This is a genomic window from Bradyrhizobium sp. USDA 4454 (genome assembly GCF_054822705.1).
The window spans coordinates 7708745-7727470 of the sequence record NZ_JBTRCN010000001.1; the positions used below are offsets into that span (position 1 = coordinate 7708745).

Below are 18726 nucleotides of genomic sequence, written 5' to 3' on the forward strand. Positions count from 1 at the left end.
CAGTGCGCTCACCTGACTTGCCGTGCACGATCCGCCGTTCGTGAAACTCTCGCACCGCTGCCGCATACACATTGCTCCGAGTACAATTCCGGCATGGCCGCGCCGATGACGACACGCTAGAACTGCGTGCATCCCCTCGCGAGACCCATCATGCCCCACACATCCGCCCTGCTCGGCTTTGCGCTGGTCTGCCTCGGCATGGTGCTGACGCCGGGACCGAACATGATGTACCTGATCTCGCGCTCGATCACGCAGGGGCCGGCGGCCGGCATCGTCTCGCTCGGCGGCGTCGCGCTCGGCTTCGTGTTCTACATGCTGTGCGCGGCGTTCGGCATCACCGCGCTGCTGTTTGCGATCCCCTACGCCTATGACGCGCTGCGCTTCGCCGGCGCCGGCTATCTGCTGTGGCTGGCGTGGCAGGCGTTGAAGCCCGGCGGCCGCTCGCCGTTCCAGGTCAAGGCGCTGAAGATCGACGGCCCGCGCAAATTGTTCGCGATGGGCTTCCTCACCAATCTTCTGAACCCGAAGATCGCGATGCTGTATCTGGCGCTGCTGCCGCAGTTCATCGATCCCGCCGGCGGCAGCGTGCTGTCGCAGTCGCTCGCGCTCGGCTCGATCCAGATCGTGATCAGCGTCAGCGTCAACGCGATGATCGCGCTCGCCGCCGGTTCGATCGCGGTGTTCCTCGGCACCCGCCCGACCTGGCTCTTGGTGCAGCGCTGGCTGATGGGCACGGTGCTCGCAGGGCTCGCGATGAAGATGGCGCTCGAGGCGAGGAAGGCGTAGCCACCGTCATTCCGGGGCGTGCGAAGCACGAGCCCGGAATCCATCGGGCCACATAATGTGTGGATGAATGGATTCCGGGCTCTCGCCTGCGGCGAGCCCCGGAATGACGAGAGAGCTGTGCGATTGCCCGACTGACTACCCCATTTCTTAAATTCAGCGGTCTTCAATCCAGCTTCGCTTCCATCCCGCGCTTCGTGGCGGGGCGGGCCATCAGCGTTTCGTACCAGCGCTTGACGTTGGGGAAGTCGCCGAGATCGACCTTGTGGCGCGGGTGGCGCCAGGCCCAGCCGAGGATGGCGAAATCGGCCACCGAGAGATCGCCGGCGACGAAGTCGCGGCCCTCGAGCCGGCGGTCCAGCACGCCGTAGAGCCGGCGCGTCTCGGCCATGTAGCGCTTCAGGCCGTAGGCGCGGTCCTGCTCGTGCTCCAGCGCGATGAAATGGTGCACCTGGCCCGGCATCGGGCCGAAACCTCCCATTTGCCACATCAGCCATTCATAGACCGGGATCCGCTCGGCCAGCGGTTTCGGCAGGAACTTGCCGGTCTTCTCGCCGAGATAGAGCAGGATCGCGCCGGACTCGAAGATGCTGACCGGCTTGCCGCCGGGGCCGTCGGGATCGACGATCGCCGGAATCTTGTTGTTCGGGCTGATCGCGAGGAAGGCGGGCGCCATCTGCTCGCCCTTGCCGATATTCACCGGGATCACCTTGTAGGGCAGCCCCATTTCCTCCAGCGCCACCGAGATCTTGCGGCCATTGGGCGTGTTCCAGGTGTGCAGCTCGATGGTCATTTCCGCTTCCCGTGCAAATGTTTGGCGCTTGCTTTAGGGGGAAGCCGCGGGCCGCACAACCCGCGCTTTCCGCACAGCGCTGCGCCGAAATGGCGGCACCCTCACTGTTGACGGCGGGATTTACCCGCTGGAATGTGCCTGTTGCCGCCGATAGATTGCCGGCCGCCTCAAAGCCCCAGAGAACCCCGAGAGGGAAAAAGCCTTGTCCAAATCAGCCTCCCGCGCCCGCCTCGCCGAGATCATCCGCAAGCGTTCGTTCGGCCGCGGCGAGATCACCCTGGCATCGGGGCGCAAGAGCGATTTCTATTTCAACCTGAAGCCGACGATGCTCGATCCCGAGGGCGCGGCCCTGCTTGCCGAGCTGACTTATGAAGCGCTGAAGGACGACAGGCTCGATTTCGTCGGCGGGCTCGAGATGGGCGCGGTGCCGCTCGCCGGCGCCATCGCGCAGCTGTCCTGGCTGAAGGGCCACCCGATCGCGGCGTTCTTCGTGCGCAAGAAGCCGAAGGAGCACGGCGCGCGGCTCTCGGTCGAAGGGCTCGCCAAGGGCGAGACGCTGGTCGGCAAGCGCATCGTGATCGTCGAGGACGTCACCACCACCGGCGGCTCGGCGCTGAAGGCGGCGGAAGCCGTGCGGGAGGCCGGCGGCGAGATCGCCCTGGTCTTCACCATGATCGACCGCGAGGAAGGCGCCACCGAGACCTTTGCCGAAGCCGGCTTGCCGTTCCGCGCGCTGTACAAGGCCGGCGAGTTCCTGAAGGATTGATGGTCTCTCTTCTCCCTCGCCCCGCTCTCTTGTCCGCCGAAGCCCGCCTTCGGGCGAAGGCGATGCGGGGAGAGGGTTGGGGTGAGGGGCTGCATCCGCGAGCAGTGAGCGTAGTAAGACCTGTACCCCCGGCCCCCCGGATCGCATCTTGCGATGCGATCCGACCTCTCCCCGCAAGCGGGGCGAGGTAAGGAAGATTCGCGCGCCCCGTCTTCTTTGTGACGCCGTCACGCGCAATCAATCGCTCGTTTACCGTCCCAGCCTAAGGTGATTCCGCCGGGGCATCGTGTCGCCGCGGCGCGTCGGGTGGAGTTGGCGTTGCGTACAGAGTTGAGTGATCGGCGTCTGCGGCGCCGCGTGATGCTGGCCGTCGCGGCCGTTGCGGGTTCCATCCTGGTCGTGCCCGCGCCCGCCTCGGCCGAAGGGCTGTTCGACTTCTTCTTCGGCGGTGCCCAGAAGCAGCCGGGCCGACAGGCTCCGCCGCAGGCCAATTTCTTCGCCGATCCGTTCGGCCTCAACCAGCAGCCGGAACGCCAGGCATCCGCGGCCTCGGCCCCACGCGTGGCCGGTTCCGGACCGGCCTATTGCGTGCGAACCTGCGACGGCAAGTATTTCCCGCTGACGATGCGCGGCAATGCCACGCCGGCGCAGCTCTGCCAGGCGTTCTGTCCGGCAAGCGCCACCAAGGTCTATTACGGCGGCCATATCGACAGCTCCGCATCGACCACGGGAGAGCGTTACGCCGACAGCGAGAACGCCTTCGCCTATCGCAAGGCGCTGCGCGCCGACTGCACCTGCAACGGCCGCGATCCGGCAGGCCTTGCGCCGATCGACCTCACGCTCGATGCCTCGCTGAAGGCCGGCGACGTGATCGCGACCACCGACGGCCTCGTCGCCTACACCGGCGTCCGGGTCGGCAACGAGCAGGCGTTCGACTTCACGCCGGTGGCGTCCTATCCCGGATTGACCGCAGCGGTCCGCGCCCGGCTCGGCGAAATGAAGGTCGCTCCCGTCAGCGCCGAAATCGCGAACGAGGCGCCGCTGGCGGAGACCGGAAGTGATGCGGCGCCGCCGGCGCCGACGTCCGTTGTGCCGAAGGGCCATGCCGCAAAGCCCGCCAAGCGGGCCGAGGCGAACTGACGGGCGGACGCCGTCATTCCGGGATGGTGCGTAAGCACCAGACCTCAGATGCGCAATTGCGCACCTGAGGGTTCGCCTCTTCGAGGCGCCCCGGAATGACGACATTACAAACTGTCAGCGCGCCACGATCACGCCGATCACATTCGGCGCCGCCAGGTATTTCTCCTCGATCGCGGCCCGCGCGGCGGCGCGGTTCTCCGGATTGAGGATGCCGCGCTTCTCGGCCAGGATCATCCAGCAATAGCCCCACCAGTCGGTCAGCATGCCCTGATCGTCGACGAGGTCGTAGCCCTGCTCGGCGGCGAAGATCCGCGCATGGGCTTCGTCGAGCGTATCGAGCCAGGCGTGATCTTCGAGCGAAAACAGCTCGTCGCTGAAATCATCCGTGGTGTAGCCCCAGATCGACATGCAGACTGCATTGAACTCGCGATCGAGCTGGTCGTCGTCGATCGGCTGGCGCCGCGAGGCCTGATGCAGCCGCGACAGCGAGCGCGCGAAATCGGCAATCCGGGTCAGAGCGAATTGATCAAAGGCGATGGTGGACATGTAGCCCTCGCGAGACTGGGAGACCATAGATATTGTGTCGGCGGGCACGCCGAATCACAATGATATATCAAAGACTTGCTAAAGTGTTCTTAATTCGTTCTGATTGGTTTACAAGTCATTATCCATCGCCGTCGTCCTGGCGAAAGCCAGGACCCATTACCCCGACAGGCCGACATTATTGCGAGCCTTGGCCACGCATGAGCACCGGCAGCTACTCCGTCTACATCCTCGCCAACCGCCATAACGGAACGATCTACATCGGCGTGACTAACGACGTTCGCCTGCGGCTCGAACTGCATCGTTCGGGCCGAGGCTCCAGGTTTGTCTACAAATACCAAGTGCGGCTCGTTCACCTCGAGGAATTCGCCACGCCGCAAGAGGCGATCGCGCGCGAGAAGCAATTGAAGTTCTGGAAGCGGGATTGGAAGATCAAGCTGATTGAGGCTGAAAATCCGGATTGGAACGACCGATCCGACCTCATTTGACAGTTGGGGTAATGGGTCCTGGCTTTCGCCAGGACGACGATGTGGGGCGAGCGAGCATCATCGCCCTGTCGCGCGCTCCCCCAAAAGCAATTCGGGCCGCTGACTTACGTCAGCGGCCCGTTGAAAAATTGCTTCGGAATGAAATGCGTCGGAGCTAAAATATGTGCCCGCCCCACGAGCGACAAATGTGGTTGTAAAGGACTTGTTAAACCTTGGGAATCCGTATCACCACGGTGTTCCCGAGCAGCGCATGAAGCGCGTTGTGCGGTGTTCAATTCGCTGCCGACAGCGGTCTGTCACCGCATTAAACGTGCCGCGGCGCAGGCTCCGCTCGTCGCCGTGATGCACACCGCGCGCAACGCTGCGGCCGCGATCTCGATCAGCATGTTCCGGCAAAACTGTCGCAAAATCTCGGCGTTCGCAGCCGACGATGGCGCTGCAAGTGGCAGGCCGAGTGCCTGAGTTCGGCCCGGTCCTTGCATAAAAGAGCGGCAGTTGCGGTGCGTAACGGCTCTCGACGGTTTCGGTTGCAGCGCAACGCGCGTATCATTGCGTAGAGTTTGAACGGCGGGGATTGGCGTTGCAGGAACAAACAAACTATCCGGCCCTGAATCAGCCGGTCGATGAGCTGGCGCTGACCGAGATCAAGGGCGCGATCCTCGCCAAGCTGCGGCTTGCGATCGGCAAGGACGCCACCGTTGCTACGCGACGCGACTGGTACAAGGCCGCGGCGCTGGCGCTGCGCGACCGCATCGTGCATCACTGGCTGACCGCCGAGAAGCAGAGCTACGACGCCGGCGCCAAGCGCGTCTATTATCTCTCGCTGGAATTCCTGATCGGCCGCCTGTTCACCGATGCGCTGAACAATATGGGACTGCTGCCGCTGTTCGAGTCGGCGCTCGGCGACCTCGGCGTCGATCTCTCCGACTTGCGCAAATGCGAGCCGGATGCGGCGCTCGGCAATGGCGGTCTCGGCCGGCTCGCGGCCTGCTTCATGGAGAGCATGGCGACGCTGGCAATCCCCGCGACCGGCTACGGCATCCGCTACGATTTCGGCCTGTTCCGCCAGATCATGAACCAGGGCTGGCAGCAGGAATATCCCGATGAGTGGCTGGCCTTCGGCAATCCCTGGGAATTCCAGCGGCCGGAGTTGGTCTACAACGTCCATTTCGGCGGCCATGTCGAGCATGTCGACGATCGCGGCCGCGACCGCGCCACCTGGCACCCGTCGGAAACCGTCGAGGCGATGGCCTATGATACGCCGATCGTCGGCTGGCGCGGCCAGCACGTCAACGCGCTGCGGCTGTGGTCGGCGCACGCGCCCGATCCGCTCAAGCTCGACGTGTTCAACTCGGGCGACTACGTCTCGGCCAGCGCTGAGCAGGCGCGCGCGGAGGCGATCTGCAAATTTCTCTATCCGAACGACGAGAGCGCGGCGGGCCGCGAGCTGCGGCTGCGCCAGGAATATTTCTTCGTCTCGGCCTCGTTGCAGGATCTGGTGAAGCGGCATCTTGCCTCCGACGGCGGCCTGCGCAGTCTCGCGCAGAAGGCGGCCGTGCAGCTCAACGACACCCATCCGAGCCTTGCGGTGACCGAGCTGATGCGCATCCTGGTCGACCTGCACAATTTCCGCTGGGACGAGGCCTGGAAGATGACGGTCGCGACGCTGTCCTACACCAACCACACCCTGCTGCCGGAAGCGCTCGAGACCTGGCCGGTCGAACTGTTCGAGCGGCTGCTGCCGCGGCATCTCGAGATCATCTACCGCATCAACGTCGCCCATCTCGCGCTCGCCGAGGAACGCTTCCCCGGCGACATCGAATACCGCGCCTCGGTCTCGCTGATCGACGAGCGCAGCGGCCGCCGGGTGCGGATGGGCCAGCTCGCCTTCGTCGGCTCGCACCGCATCAACGGCGTCTCGGCGATGCATTCCGATTTGATGAAGGAGACCGTGTTCCACGACCTGCATCATCTCTACCCCTCACGCATCACCAACAAGACCAACGGCATCACCTTCCGCCGCTGGCTGATGCTGGCCAATCCGCGGTTGACCGCGCTGCTGCGCGAGACCTGCGGCGAGGCCGTGCTCGACGACTTCTCGCTGCTCGAGCGGCTGGAAACCCATTCCAGCGACCTCGAATTCCAGAAGCGCTTCCGCGACGTCAAGCATCACAACAAGCTGGCGCTGGCGCGGCTGATCGGCGAGCGCAGCCACATCAAGGTCGACCCGTCGGCGCTGTTCGACGTGCAGATCAAGCGCATCCACGAATACAAGCGGCAGCTGCTCAACATCCTGGAGACGATCGCGCTGTATCACGCGATGAAGGACAATCCGGGTGCGAACTGGGTGCCGCGGGTAAAAATCTTCGCGGGCAAGGCGGCCGCGAGCTACCGCTACGCCAAGCTGATCATCAAGCTGATCAGCGACGTCGCCGAAATCGTCAACAACGACGCTTCGCTCGGCGGCAGGCTGAAGGTCGCCTTCCTCGCCGACTACAATGTCAGCCTCGCCGAGGTGATCATCCCGGCCGCCGATCTCTCCGAGCAGATCTCGACCGCCGGCATGGAGGCGTCCGGCACCGGCAACATGAAGCTGGCGCTGAACGGCGCGCTGACCATCGGCACGCTCGACGGCGCCAATATCGAGATCCGCGACGCGGTCGGACCCGAGAACATCGCGATCTTCGGGCTGGAGGCCGGCGACGTCATGGTCCGCCGCAAGCAGGGGCTCGATGCCTCTGACGTGATCCGCAAGTCGCCGCGGCTCGAGCGCGCGATCCGCGCCATCGAGAGCGGTGAGTTCTCGCCCGGCGATGCCGCGCGCTTCGCCTCGATCGGGCACGCGCTGCGCTACCTCGATCACTACATGGTCTCGGCCGATTTCGATTCCTATTACGACGCGCAGCGCGGCATCGACGCGCGCTGGCAGGTGGTGCCGGCCTGGACCCGCGCCTCGATCCTCAACGTGGCGCGGATGGCGTGGTTCTCCTCCGACCGCACCATCCGCGAATATGCCGAAGACATCTGGCACGTCCCGGTGCATCCGAGCGCCTCTCCGCTGCTGGGCACCCAGCGCGAGGCGAAGGGATAATCCCGGCACGTGGAAATCGATGACGTCCGACGTCATTGAATTGCGCGCGGCAGCCCGCGATATTGCTGGTGAACGTCACGCCGTCATTGCGAGCGTTAGCGAAGCAATCCATCTCCCCACATGCGGATGGATGGATTGCTTCGTCGCTTCGCTCCTCGCAATGACAGCACAGATTGGTACTTAAGGATTTGCATGCTCACCAAAACCCCGCACCTTTTCGATGAAGCCACTGCCGTGACCGCCGGCGACAGCCGCTGGCAGGGACGGACCAGCCCGGATTACTGGGCGTTCGTCGGCCCGTTCGGCGGCTGCACGGCAGCGACCATCCTGCGTGCGCTGATGCAGCACCCGCAGCGCGCGGGCGATCCGCTGGCGCTGACGGTGAATTACTGCGCGCCGGTCGCCGAGGGCGTGTTCGATCTCGACGTCCGGCTGGTGAAGGCCAACCGTTCGAGCCAGCACTGGTCGGTCGAGATGACGCAAGGCGGCGGCGAGGTCGCGACACTGGCGACCGCGGTGTTCGCCGAGCGCCGGCCGTCGTGGTCGCACCAGCCGGCCGGCTTTCCCGGTGCGGTGCCGTTCGAGCAGCTGCGGCCCTATCCGAAGCTCAAGATGACCTGGGCCAACCAGTATGACTTCCGCTTCGCCGAGGGCGAGCCGAAGCTCGGCGGCGGCGCCGCGGCGGAGCCGTCGAGCCCCTATTCGAAGCTTTGGATCGCCGACCGCGTGCCGCGCAAGCTCGATGCGCTGTCGCTGATGTCGATGTCGGATGCGTTCTTCGGCCGCGTGTTCCACGCGCGGAGTGAGCTGGTGCCGTTCGGCACGGTGTCGCTGACGACCTATTTCCATGCCGACGCGGCCGATCTCGACACCGAGGATACCACCCGCGTGCTGGCGACAGCCGACGCCAAGACTTTCCACAAGAGCTACGGCGACCAGCACGGCGAGTTGTGGTCGCCGTCCGGCCGGCTGCTCGCCACCACGACGCAGATCGCCTATTTCAAGGCGTAGCCAAATATCCACATCGCTCTGCGACGACTGCATTGCCTATTTCAGGGGTTGAGGGAACATTGGCGTGTCGCTGCTGTTCCACACCTTTGGGAGCATTGCTGCATGTCCGAAGCCGACACGTCAAAGCCCCCGCGCATCGCGCTGCTCGGCGTTCCGATCGAGATCGGCGCCTCGCAGGCCGGCCCGCTGATGGGGCCGGACGCGCTGCGCACCGCGGGCATCGCGCGCCTGCTCGAGCAGCTCGACTTCCAGGTCGACGACCACGGCAACCTCGCGATCCCGCAGGTCACAGCCGACGGCCCGGTGCCGGCCAACACCAGATTCTACGACGAGGTGAAGACCTGGACCCGCGCGCTGTCCGAGCGCGCCTACTGGCTGGCGCATTCCGGCGCGATCCCGATCTTCATGGGCGGCGATCACTCGCTGTCGATGGGCTCGATCAATGGCGTCGCGCGCTACTGGCAGGAGAAGGGCCGGCCGCTGTTTGCGCTGTGGGTCGACGCGCATGCCGACTACAACACGCCGGCCACCACCATCACCGGCAACATGCACGGCATGTCGGCGGCCTTCCTGTGCGGCGAGCCGGGCCTCGACGATCTGCTCGGCGGGCTGCCGCGCGCCTCGATCCCGCCCGACCAACTCAATCTGATCGGCACCCGCTCGATCGACCCGCTGGAGCGCAAGCTGCTGCGGCAGCGCAACGTCTCGATCGCGGACATGCGCCAGATCGACGAGTTCGGCGTGGCCGTGCTGACCCGCCGCGTCATCGAGCGCGTCAGGGCAAAGAACGGCGTGCTGCATGTCTCGTTCGACGTCGATTTCCTCGATCCGGACATCGCGCCCGGCGTCGGCACCACGGTGCCCGGCGGCGCGACCTACCGCGAAGCCCATCTCATCATGGAGCTGCTGCACGATTCCGGGCTGGTGCGCTCGCTCGACATCGTCGAGCTCAATCCGTTCCTCGACGAACGCGGCCGCACCGCGCGCGTCGCCGTCGAATTGATCGGCAGCCTGTTCGGTTTGCAGATTACGGACAGGCAGACGCCGAGCAACGCCGTGCTGCCGGAAATGGGCGAGTAGTTTGCGGACGCGTCCAGTCCCGTCATCCTGAGGAGCGCCGCAGGCGCGTCTCGAGGGATGGACGGCCCGGCTGGTGGCCGTCGACCCTTCGAGACGCCGCTACGCGGCTCCTCTGGGTGACGGATTAAGTTGGCATCGCGCGGCAATAGACTAATCAAGACAAAAAGGCGGCCACGAGGGCCGCCTTTTCAAATCGTGTACGCTTGCGCGGTTTACTCCGCCGCGAGCTTCACTTCCGGCGCGGCGGCGCGGACTTCAGCGTCGACCTGCGCTTCGAACTTGGCGAAGTTCTTCGCGAACATGCCGACCAGCGCGCGCGCGGTCTTGTCGAACTCGGCCTTGTCGGCCCAGGTCTTGATCGGATCGAGGATGTGCGGCTCGACGCCCGGCAGCGAGGTCGGCACCGCGAAACCGAAATATTTGTCGGTGCGGAAGTCGGCGTTGCGCAGCGAGCCGTTCAGCGCCGCGGTGAGCAGCGCGCGCGTCACCTTGATCGGCATGCGGCGGCCGGTGCCGTACTTGCCGCCGGTCCAGCCGGTGTTGACCAGCCAGCAATCGACATTGTGTTTCGCAATCAGCTCGCGGAGCAGATTGCCATAGACGGAAGGATCGCGCGGCAGGAACGGCGAACCGAAGCAGGTGGAGAATTCCGGCTGCGGCTCGTTGCCGAGGCCCCGCTCGGTGCCGGCGACCTTCGCGGTGTAGCCGGACAGGAAGTGATACATCGCCTGCGCCGGCGTCAGCTTGGCGATCGGCGGCATCACGCCGAAGGCGTCGGCCGCCAGCATCACCACGTTCTTCGGATGCGGCGCGCGCCCGGTGCGCGAGGCGTTCGGAATGAAGTCGAGCGGATAGGCCGAGCGGGTGTTCTCGGTCTTGGAGCCGTCGTCGAAATCGGGCACGCGATCATTGGCGCCGAGCACGACGTTTTCCAGCACCGCGCCGAAACGCTTGCTGGCGGCGTAGATCTCCGGCTCGGCTTCGCCCGACAGCTTGATGCACTTGGCGTAGCAGCCGCCTTCGAAATTGAAGACGCCGTCCTCGCTCCAGCCATGCTCGTCATCGCCGATCAGCGTGCGCTTCGGATCGGCCGAGAGCGTGGTCTTGCCGGTGCCGGACAGGCCGAAGAAGATCGCGGTGTCGCCGTCGGGACCGACATTGGCCGAGCAGTGCATCGGCATCACGCCCTTCTCGGGCAGATAGAAGTTCAGCGTGGTGAACACGCTCTTCTTCATTTCGCCGGCATAATAAGACCCGCCGATCAGGACGATCTTGCGGGCGAAATCGATCGCGACGACGTTCTCCGACTTGCAGCCGTGACGCTTCGGATCGGCGCGGAAGCTCGGCAGGTCGATGATGGTGAGTTCGGGCACGAAACTCGCGAGCTCCGAGGCCTCCGGGCGGATTAGCAGCGTGCGGATGAATAGCGAGTGCCAGGCAAGCTCGGTGAAGACGCGCGTCTTGATGCGATGCTTCGGATCCGCGCCACCGTAGAGATCCTGCACGAACAGCGTCATGCCTTCGGCATGCTTGAGGAAGTCGGCATGCAGCGTCGCGAACTGCTCAGAGGTGATCGACTGGTTGCCAGCCCACCACATGCTCTTGTCGGTCAGGCCGTCGCGGACCGTGAACTTGTCCTTCGGACTGCGGCCGGTGAACTCACCGGTGTCCGCGCAAAGCGCGCCATCGGCGGAGAGCACCGCTTCGCCATTGCGCAACGAGTGCTCGTAGAGCTGCGGCGCGCCATAGTTCCAGTGCACGCCCTTGAGATTTTTTAAGCCGAATTTGTCGGCACCGAAGGCACCGTTATGCACGCCCGTCTCTTGCACGAAGAACCTCCTCGAACCCGCGTATCCTTGTTCGCGCGAATATCGCTAATCGCGCCCCGCCGCGGTGACCTTCATCAGAATATAGCCTCTCGGCCCCGGTCCGGCGACCTAATAGTGGGGATCGCCGGGCTTGCCAAGCCAGTCGAATGGCTTTTGGTTTATTCCAAGGCGGACGCATCATCTGGCTCGAATACCGCAGCGCGAAACGCTTTCGCTTTGCTTTCGTTTTCGCGTTCTTTTCGCAGCGCTCGGGCGGCGTTTCGCCGTCTTTCCCGCTGCGAACAAGCCATTGCGATGCACAAAGGGTGCCAGCGATCGTCGTATGCCCCGCGCCGTGCCAAGCAAAAGGCGCCGAGAATGCCGGGTATGCATTTCGCGCTAAGGATGCGTCATTGGGAAAGGCTGCCGCGAGTTGATGCAGCATTGCGAAGCCCCCGACATGTCGTCCACGATCGCGTTGCACGGGGCAAGCACCAACGTCGGCGTCGAGCTGCGGATTCAGCAAGTTCGATCGGGCTCGATACCCATCGTCGAAGCCGGGTCACTTCAATGCGCGGCAACGTCGAAGGTTCCGTAACGGCATCAGGTTCGGCGGTCGAGATCGCTGAACATTATGATCGATGGTAACGCAATCAATGCGGGGGGTCGTGGCTGCGCATCATCGACGCCCAGCACGACATGATCGCGCTATCAGACGCCTGCAATGCCGCTCGATGCGTGATCGGATGACGCGCTTCGACAAAGCCGCCGCCGCCACGCGACACCATGCTCCTCGTCGCATGGGCCTCGTCGATCCCGTGGTCCTATGTCCTGCTTATGTCCTGGGTCTATGTCCTGGCGCGCGCCTCGCCGGCGAGCCGCACCAGCATCTTGCGCAGCTCGGTGCCGTTGCTGACGCGCTCGGGGAAATCGAGCCGCAGCGTGGCGCGGCCGGCCTGCATATCCATGCCGTCGGGGTCGCAGCCGGTGCACAGCCAGTCGGCACTGTCAGCGCCGAGCAGGCGGGTGGCGTAGAGGTTCATGGCCTCGCGGTGATCCGCATTCATATGCGCCACCGCGCCCGGCTCGGCCTCCAGCAGCGCGTCGGCTCCGGCGAGATCGGTCAGGAATTGCGCAGGCTTGAGGTCGACGATGCGGCCGAACCCGGCGACCAGATGAGCGCCGCTCGGCCGAATCACGAAAAACGAGAAATCCTTAAACTCTGCAAAGGCTTCCGCCGATGGTTGGGCGCTGAGATAGCGCCGTTGGACGAGCTCGCGCCCGGCGTCTGCAACCTCCTCCGCCCGGCCCGCCAGCATGACCCGGGCGCCCTCCAGCGGATCGCCCTCGGCGCGCTCGTCCATCATCAGCGACACCCGGCTGTCGGCCAGGATATTCCTGGTGTGCAGCGCCAGCCGGGAAATCAGCAGGATCGGCGAGCCGTCGGGATGGCTCGCCAGATTGACCAGCGAGCAATAGGGATCGCCGGAGCCCGCCATCAACGTGGCGAGCGCGCCCTGGCGGCTGCGGCGCAGCAGCGAGCGGGCAAGGCGGGCAGGATCGAAGTCGACGGTCGGTTGCATGGGCCTATGGGGTCATTTTGAGGGTAAAACGAGTCGGTTCCGCATGAAAAAAGGGCCTGTTTTCATGGTCTCAGGGTGGTATATGGGGTCCATCGCATGGGTCGCAGAAGCGTATTTTTGCGGAACTCGGTCACACTTCAGCCCAGCTTGCATTGCTCGTTGACCGCGTTCGAAGCCCATTTCCGCGGCGCGTTGCCAGAGTGCCCGCCGTTTAAGCCACTCTCATTGTGAAAGCAGCTCATGCCCACAATCGCCTTGGTCGACGACGACCGCAACATTCTCACTTCGGTCTCGATCGCGCTCGAAGCCGAAGGCTACCGCATCATGACCTACACGGACGGTGCGTCGGCGCTGGATGGATTTCGCACGTCGCCGCCCGATCTTGCGATCCTCGATATCAAAATGCCGCGCATGGACGGCATGGAAACGCTGCGCCGGCTGCGCCAGAAGTCCGACCTGCCTGTGATCTTTCTCACCTCGAAGGATGAAGAGATCGACGAATTGTTCGGCCTGAAAATGGGCGCCGACGATTTCATCCGCAAGCCGTTCTCGCAGCGCCTGCTGGTCGAACGCGTCAAGGCGGTGCTCCGCCGCGGCCAGCCGAAGGATCCGACCGCCGCGCCGAAGGAGCCGGACGCCCGCGCGCTCGACCGCGGCCTGCTGCGGATGGATCCGGAGCGCCACACCTGCACCTGGAAGAACGAGCCGGTGACGCTCACCGTGACCGAATTCCTGATCCTGCAGGCGCTCGCCACCCGCCCCGGCGTGGTGAAGAGCCGCAACGCGCTGATGGACGCGGCCTATGACGACCAGGTCTATGTCGACGACCGCACCATCGACAGCCACATCAAGCGGCTGCGCAAGAAGTTCAAGGTGGTCGACGACGACTTCGAGATGATCGAGACGCTGTACGGCGTCGGCTATCGCTTCAAAGAAGCCTGATCTGCACCTCCCGGGAAGCTTGTTAACTGACAGGCTCCGCACGGCTGGGGTAAGCTCGGGCAAACATCTGCTTTGCGGGACGACATCCATTCCAACCGGCAGCTTTGCCAGTGCTTGATCGAACGCAGCTCGAGCAAGGCCAGAATGCCGAGGACGCCTCACAGCTCCTCGATCATGAGGCCGTGGCCGACGATCTGGCGCAGGACAAGGGCTGGCGCCGGCCGCTCGGCTGGCTGCGCCGCGCTGGTCAGTTCTTCTTTGCGCTCTCGTTCTCGAGCCTGACGCGCCGGATCGTCTCGCTCAATCTCGCCGGCCTCGTCGCCCTCGTCGCAAGCATCCTCTATCTGTCGCAATTCCGCGCCGGCCTGATCGAGGCGCGGACCCAGAGCCTCTTGGTCTATGCCGAGATCATCTCGGAGGCGATCGCGGCGTCCGCGACCGTCGAAGGCAACACCGTCACCATCGATCCCGACCGCCTGCTCGACCTCAAGCCCGGCGAGAGTTATGGCCAGCCGGATGAATCGGCGGACTTCCCGATCAATCCCGAGCGGGTCGCGCCGGTCCTGCGCCGCCTGATCGCGCCGACCAAGACGCGGGCCCGCATCTTCGACCGCGATGGCGGGCTGATCCTCGACAGCCGCAACCTGTTCGCGCGCGGCGACGTGCTGCGCATGGAGCTGCCGCCGCCGTCGGAAAAGCCGTCGTTCTATGAGAAGGCCAAGGCCACCATCAAGACCTGGCTCAACCGCGGCGACCTGCCGATCTATCGCGAGCTCGGCCCCGAAGGCGGCAAGGGCTATTCCGAGGTCGCGCAATCGCTCGAGGGCATGAACAGCAGCGCCGTGCGCGTCACCGATCGCGGCGCGATCATCGTATCGGTTGCCGTCCCGGTGCAGCATTTCCGCGCCGTGCGCGGCGCATTGATGCTGACCACGCAGGGGGACGACATCGATCAGCTGGTGATGTCGGAGCGCCTCGCCATCCTCAAGATCGGCGGGGTCGCCTCCGCCGTCATGATCATGCTGTCGCTGCTGCTGGCGAGCACGATCGCAGGCCCGGTGCGGCGGCTCGCGGAAAGCGCCGAGCGGGTCCGTCATCGCATCCAGACCCGCGTCGAGATTCCCGACTTCACCGGACGCCGCGACGAGATCGGCCATCTCTCCGGCGCGCTGCGCGACATGACCAACGCGCTCTACAGCCGCATCGAGGCGATCGAGATGTTCGCCGCCGATGTCGCCCACGAGCTGAAGAATCCGCTGACCTCGCTGCGCTCCGCCGTCGAGACGCTGCCGCTGGCGCGCAACGAGAACAGCCGGGGGCGGCTGCTCGCCGTGATCGAGCATGACGTCAAGCGGCTCGACCGCCTGATCTCCGACATCTCCGATGCCAGCCGGCTCGACGCCGAACTGCAGCGCCAGGATATGGCGCCGGTCGACCTGCGCCGGCTGCTGACCACGCTGACCGGCGTCGCCAACGAGACCAGGCTCGGCCACGACGTCGCCGTCGAGGTCCGTTTCGAGGGCCGCGGCCCGACCGACACGCTCTCGGTGCCCGGGCACGATTCCCGGCTCGGCCAGGTGATCTCGAACCTGCTGTCGAACGCACAATCGTTCTCCAAGCCGGGCGACAAGGTGCGCATCGTCTGTCGCCGCACCCGCGGCGAGGTCGAGATCGTGGTCGACGATGATGGTCCCGGCATCGGCGAGGACGCGCTGGAGCGGATATTCGAGCGCTTCTACACCGACCGGCCGCATCAGGGCTTTGGCCAGAACTCCGGCCTCGGGCTTTCGATCTCCAAGCAGATCATCGATGCGCATGGCGGACGGATCTGGGCCGAGAACCGCCCAGGCCCCGCCGACGAAGACGGCAATCCCACCGTGGCCGGCGCACGTTTCGTGGTCAGGCTGCCGACCCTATGAGCGACAATTCAAGCGTGCACGCCTCCGCCGTCCTGGTCGGCGAGCGTGCGGTGCTGATCCGCGGCCCGTCGGGCTCCGGCAAGTCGCGTCTCGCCTTCGATCTGATTCTCGCCGGGCGCTCCGGAGCGCTCCCGCCGGCCATTTTGGTGGGGGATGACCGTGTCCATCTCGACACAGCCGGCGAACAATTGTGGGTTCGCCCGGCCCAGCAATTGGCCGGTCTGATCGAGATCCGAGGCCTCGGAATCCGCCATTGTCAGTTCGCAGGCGAGGCCGTGGTCGGCCTGGTCGTCGACCTGGCCGCCGACGATGCCGAGCGGCTGCCGCCGCCCGAAGCGTTCACGACACGCCTTAATGGTATTATATTGCCTCGAATTCCTGTCCCGGCCGGCTTCCAACCCCTGCCGCTGGTTGTCGCTGCGCTGACGACAACCTGAAAGTTCATGGTCCCGTAATCTTGCGGCCGATTGTGGGAAGGGAATTGGTAACCATATCACATCCACTATAGCGTCGGATTTTGCCGGCGCAGCCTCCCCTCTCTACCGCCAGGAACCGGGAGACTAGCCAAGATGCCCTCTTGCGCAGGGCCTCTGGATGGTCAAAGTGGCGCGTTCGTGCGGTGCACCAAAGGGCGCCCGCGAGGAGTTTCCGATGATTGGTCTAGTGCTGGTGACCCATGGGCGCCTTGCCGACGAGTTCAGAGCGGCGCTCGAACACGTCATGGGTCCGCAGAAACAAATTGAAGCAATTACGATCGGGGCCGAAGACGATTCCGATCTCTGTCGAAGCGACATCATCGAGGCGGTGAACCGCGTCGATAGCGGCGACGGCGTTGCGATCCTCACCGACATGTTCGGCGGCACGCCGTCGAACCTTGCGATCTCCTGCATGAGCCGCCCGAAGGTGGAAGTGCTCGCGGGCATCAACCTTCCCATGCTGGTCAAGCTTGCCAAGGTTCGCGAGGAACGTTCGTTGCCCGACGCGATCGCGATGGCGCAGGAAGCCGGCCGCAAATACGTCACCATCGCCAGCCGCGTTCTCGCAGGCAAATGAGCGACGAAGCCCCGGGTGCAAACCATGTCGGCCCGGGCGTGCCAGCGGGCGCCATCTCGCGCGAACTCCTGATCGTCAATAAGCGCGGCCTGCATGCGCGGGCCTCGGCGAAATTCGTCCAGCTGGTCGAGCGCTTCAACGCCGAGATCTGGGTGACGCGCGGCAGCGAGACCGTCGGCGGCACCTCGATCATGGGCCTGATGATGCTCGCCGCCGGGCCCGGCACCACGGTCGTGGTCTCTGCGAAAGGCGAAGAAGCACAGCAGGCACTCGACGCCATCGCCGAGCTCGTCGCCAGCAAGTTCAACGAGGAAGGCACGTAGGCGCCGCTACGCCAAGCGAAAGCCTCTCCCCGTCATCCTGCGAGTGTGAATGTATTCAGTGTCGTCCTGGCGAAAGCCAGGACCCATTACCCCATTCGCTTGCTGCTGTGCGATGCTGGGCCACGATCGCACTCTCAATCGAACTCGGTGGCTATGGGTCCCCTGAGTTCACAAACGAAGTGCAACACTTCCGACTGGAGGTGTTGCGATGGGCCGGACTTACAAGCAGCTGTCACTGGACGAGCGATGCGAGATTGCCAGACTTTCGGCCAATGGGGCCTCGATCCGGCAAATCGCTGCAGCTTTGGATCGCCCGCCATCAACGATCTCTCGGGAGATGAACCGTAATCATGGCGTTCAGGCCGGCTACAAGGCCGACTATGCCCAGCAACGGATGCGAGCGCGGCGCTGGACGGGCGGACGCCTCGAACGGGAGCCCGTCCTGCGCCGCGCGGTGTTGGATGGCCTTCGCCGTGGCTGGTCGCCCGAACAGGTCGCCGGCCGGCTGGCCATCGAGCATGGACGCAAGGTGATCTCCTACGAGAGCATCTACCGCTTCATCTATGCCCAGATCAGACGCACCACGGACGGCAGCTGGCGGCACTATCTGCCACGCGCCAAGAGCAAGCGCGGCCGCCGTGGCAAGCGGGGCGGAAGTCCCGCAAGCTTCATCGAAGGCCGTGTTTCCTTGGATAAACGGCCCGTCGAGGTCGCCGATCGCAACACTCCCGGCCATTGGGAGGCCGATCTGATGATGTTCTCCAAATACCGTCAGCAGATCCTGGCCGTGCACGAGCGCACCTCCCGCCTGCTGCTCGGCGTCCGCCTCCCAAGCAAGCTCGCTTCCGGTGTCGCAAGCTATCTCGTGCGTCTGTTCAAGGCGCTGCCAGAGCAGATGCGCCAGACCGTCACCTTCGACAACGGTACCGAGTTCGCATCTCACCTTTCCTTGCAAAGCCTCTTGATGAAGACCTTCTTCTGCGATCCGCACGCCCCCTGGCAGAAAGGTGGCATCGAGAACGCCATCGGTCGCATGCGACGCTTCATCCCGCGCAAAACCGATCTCGACAAGCTCCCAACCCGACGCCTCAGCAAGTTCATCGCCGCATACAACAACACCCCGCGCAAATGCCTTGACTTCAGGACCCCAGCGGAGACCTTTGCTGCTCAAGTGTTGCATTTCGAGTGTGAATCCACCTCCTGGCTTTCGCCAGGACGACGGCGTGGGGAGACCGCTCGCCACAATTTCTCAGACCGTCATCCCGGCGCAATGGCTACGCCATTTCGCTGGAGGAGCGCGGAACGCGCGGCTCGAAGGATGCACGGCCCGGCCGGTGGCCGTCGATCCTTCGAGACGCCGCTTCGCGGCTCCTCAGGATGACGGAACTGATGTCCGGACGTAA

Annotated in this window: 16 protein-coding genes and 1 pseudogene; 13 read left to right on the forward strand and 4 right to left on the reverse strand. The window is 64.6% G+C overall.

Annotation, left to right across the window (positions count from 1 at the left end; all coding sequences use genetic code 11):
- The first annotated feature begins 150 nt into the window (after window positions 1–150).
- Window positions 151–786 (forward strand): LysE family translocator, encoded by a 636-nt coding sequence (locus ACVIW0_RS35885; RefSeq protein ID WP_456750793.1) that lies wholly within the window; start codon window positions 151–153, stop codon window positions 784–786.
- Window positions 787–949: 163 nt separating this feature from the next.
- On the opposite strand, the gene ACVIW0_RS35890 is transcribed toward ACVIW0_RS35885, so the two are convergent.
- Window positions 950–1576, reverse strand: coding sequence for a glutathione S-transferase family protein (locus tag ACVIW0_RS35890; RefSeq protein WP_461356643.1), 627 nt, complete (start codon window positions 1574–1576; stop codon window positions 950–952).
- 202 nt (window positions 1577–1778) lie between these two features.
- Between ACVIW0_RS35890 and pyrE the strand changes: the two genes are divergently transcribed.
- The gene (pyrE, locus tag ACVIW0_RS35895) at window positions 1779–2342 is read left to right on the forward strand and encodes an orotate phosphoribosyltransferase (protein ID WP_461356644.1); all 564 of its coding nucleotides are present in this window, start codon (window positions 1779–1781) and stop codon (window positions 2340–2342) included.
- A 360-nt stretch (window positions 2343–2702) separates the two neighbouring features.
- The gene (locus tag ACVIW0_RS35900; protein WP_461357524.1) at window positions 2703–3482 is read left to right on the forward strand and encodes a DUF2865 domain-containing protein; all 780 of its coding nucleotides are present in this window, start codon (window positions 2703–2705) and stop codon (window positions 3480–3482) included.
- A 114-nt stretch (window positions 3483–3596) separates the two neighbouring features.
- Here the strand turns inward: ACVIW0_RS35900 and ACVIW0_RS35905 are convergent, their stop codons facing one another.
- Complete coding sequence (locus ACVIW0_RS35905) at window positions 3597–4028, reverse strand: hypothetical protein (protein ID WP_461356645.1); 432 nt, start codon at window positions 4026–4028, stop codon at window positions 3597–3599.
- A 197-nt stretch (window positions 4029–4225) separates the two neighbouring features.
- Between ACVIW0_RS35905 and ACVIW0_RS35910 the strand changes: the two genes are divergently transcribed.
- The 4 genes from ACVIW0_RS35910 to rocF all read left to right on the forward strand — a co-directional run bounded on the left by ACVIW0_RS35910 (window position 4226) and on the right by rocF (window position 9695).
- A complete protein-coding gene (locus ACVIW0_RS35910; RefSeq protein WP_461356646.1) occupies window positions 4226–4513 on the forward strand; it encodes a GIY-YIG nuclease family protein in 288 nt (95 codons plus the stop codon).
- A 574-nt stretch (window positions 4514–5087) separates the two neighbouring features.
- Window positions 5088–7604, forward strand: coding sequence for a glycogen/starch/alpha-glucan phosphorylase (locus ACVIW0_RS35915; protein ID WP_461356647.1), 2517 nt, complete (start codon window positions 5088–5090; stop codon window positions 7602–7604).
- A 192-nt stretch (window positions 7605–7796) separates the two neighbouring features.
- Window positions 7797–8615, forward strand: a complete 819-nt coding sequence (locus ACVIW0_RS35920; RefSeq protein ID WP_461356648.1) for an acyl-CoA thioesterase — start codon at window positions 7797–7799, stop codon at window positions 8613–8615.
- Window positions 8616–8717: 102 nt separating this feature from the next.
- Window positions 8718–9695: an arginase gene (gene rocF / locus ACVIW0_RS35925; protein WP_461356649.1), complete on the forward strand. Its 978-nt coding sequence runs from the start codon at window positions 8718–8720 to the stop codon at window positions 9693–9695.
- A 212-nt stretch (window positions 9696–9907) separates the two neighbouring features.
- On the opposite strand, the gene ACVIW0_RS35930 is transcribed toward rocF, so the two are convergent.
- Together ACVIW0_RS35930 and ACVIW0_RS35935 are read right to left on the reverse strand one after the other, a co-directional pair.
- Window positions 9908–11524, reverse strand: coding sequence for a phosphoenolpyruvate carboxykinase (locus ACVIW0_RS35930; RefSeq protein ID WP_461356650.1), 1617 nt, complete (start codon window positions 11522–11524; stop codon window positions 9908–9910).
- An 827-nt stretch (window positions 11525–12351) separates the two neighbouring features.
- A complete protein-coding gene (locus ACVIW0_RS35935) occupies window positions 12352–13086 on the reverse strand; it encodes a HugZ family pyridoxamine 5'-phosphate oxidase (protein ID WP_461356651.1) in 735 nt (244 codons plus the stop codon).
- A 240-nt stretch (window positions 13087–13326) separates the two neighbouring features.
- Here ACVIW0_RS35935 and ACVIW0_RS35940 point away from each other — a divergent pair, with 240 nt between their 5' ends.
- The 6 genes and pseudogenes from ACVIW0_RS35940 to ACVIW0_RS35965 form a co-directional block, all read left to right on the forward strand.
- Window positions 13327–14028 carry a response regulator transcription factor gene (locus ACVIW0_RS35940; RefSeq protein ID WP_016843287.1) on the forward strand — a complete coding sequence of 234 codons (702 nt, stop codon included), beginning with the start codon at window positions 13327–13329 and terminating at the stop codon, window positions 14026–14028.
- A 110-nt stretch (window positions 14029–14138) separates the two neighbouring features.
- Entirely contained in the window at window positions 14139–15947 is a 1809-nt protein-coding gene (locus tag ACVIW0_RS35945) for a stimulus-sensing domain-containing protein (RefSeq protein ID WP_461356652.1), read from the forward strand.
- Window positions 15944–16384: an HPr kinase/phosphorylase gene (locus ACVIW0_RS35950; protein WP_461356653.1), complete on the forward strand. Its 441-nt coding sequence runs from the start codon at window positions 15944–15946 to the stop codon at window positions 16382–16384. The genes ACVIW0_RS35945 and ACVIW0_RS35950 overlap by 4 nt, the downstream gene beginning before the upstream one ends.
- A gap of 214 nt (window positions 16385–16598) precedes the next feature.
- The gene (locus ACVIW0_RS35955) at window positions 16599–17000 is read left to right on the forward strand and encodes a PTS sugar transporter subunit IIA (RefSeq protein ID WP_021076632.1); all 402 of its coding nucleotides are present in this window, start codon (window positions 16599–16601) and stop codon (window positions 16998–17000) included.
- Window positions 16997–17323: an HPr family phosphocarrier protein gene (locus ACVIW0_RS35960; RefSeq protein ID WP_461356654.1), complete on the forward strand. Its 327-nt coding sequence runs from the start codon at window positions 16997–16999 to the stop codon at window positions 17321–17323. Before ACVIW0_RS35955 ends, ACVIW0_RS35960 begins: the two co-directional genes overlap by 4 nt.
- Window positions 17324–17531: 208 nt before the next feature.
- Window positions 17532–18521: pseudogene (locus tag ACVIW0_RS35965) on the forward strand (IS30 family transposase); the annotation flags it as partial.
- Window positions 18522–18726 lie beyond the last annotated feature (205 nt).

What these genes read in the sequence shown, in the direction of transcription:
- ACVIW0_RS35935 (WP_461356651.1), bottom strand. Translation starts at nt 13,086, where the DNA reads ATGCAACCGACCGTCGACTTCGATCCTGCCCGCCTTGCCCGCTCGCTG.
- ACVIW0_RS35960 (WP_461356654.1), top strand. Translation starts at nt 16,997, where the DNA reads ATGAGCGACGAAGCCCCGGGTGCAAACCATGTCGGCCCGGGCGTGCCA.
- ACVIW0_RS35910 (WP_461356646.1), top strand. Translation starts at nt 4,226, where the DNA reads ATGAGCACCGGCAGCTACTCCGTCTACATCCTCGCCAACCGCCATAAC.
- ACVIW0_RS35890 (WP_461356643.1), bottom strand. Translation starts at nt 1,576, where the DNA reads ATGACCATCGAGCTGCACACCTGGAACACGCCCAATGGCCGCAAGATC.
- ACVIW0_RS35955 (WP_021076632.1), top strand. Translation starts at nt 16,599, where the DNA reads ATGATTGGTCTAGTGCTGGTGACCCATGGGCGCCTTGCCGACGAGTTC.
- ACVIW0_RS35920 (WP_461356648.1), top strand. Translation starts at nt 7,797, where the DNA reads ATGCTCACCAAAACCCCGCACCTTTTCGATGAAGCCACTGCCGTGACC.
- ACVIW0_RS35885 (WP_456750793.1), top strand. Translation starts at nt 151, where the DNA reads ATGCCCCACACATCCGCCCTGCTCGGCTTTGCGCTGGTCTGCCTCGGC.
- ACVIW0_RS35905 (WP_461356645.1), bottom strand. Translation starts at nt 4,028, where the DNA reads ATGTCCACCATCGCCTTTGATCAATTCGCTCTGACCCGGATTGCCGAT.
- ACVIW0_RS35900 (WP_461357524.1), top strand. Translation starts at nt 2,703, where the DNA reads ATGCTGGCCGTCGCGGCCGTTGCGGGTTCCATCCTGGTCGTGCCCGCG.
- ACVIW0_RS35950 (WP_461356653.1), top strand. Translation starts at nt 15,944, where the DNA reads ATGAGCGACAATTCAAGCGTGCACGCCTCCGCCGTCCTGGTCGGCGAG.
- rocF (WP_461356649.1), top strand. Translation starts at nt 8,718, where the DNA reads ATGTCCGAAGCCGACACGTCAAAGCCCCCGCGCATCGCGCTGCTCGGC.
- ACVIW0_RS35940 (WP_016843287.1), top strand. Translation starts at nt 13,327, where the DNA reads ATGCCCACAATCGCCTTGGTCGACGACGACCGCAACATTCTCACTTCG.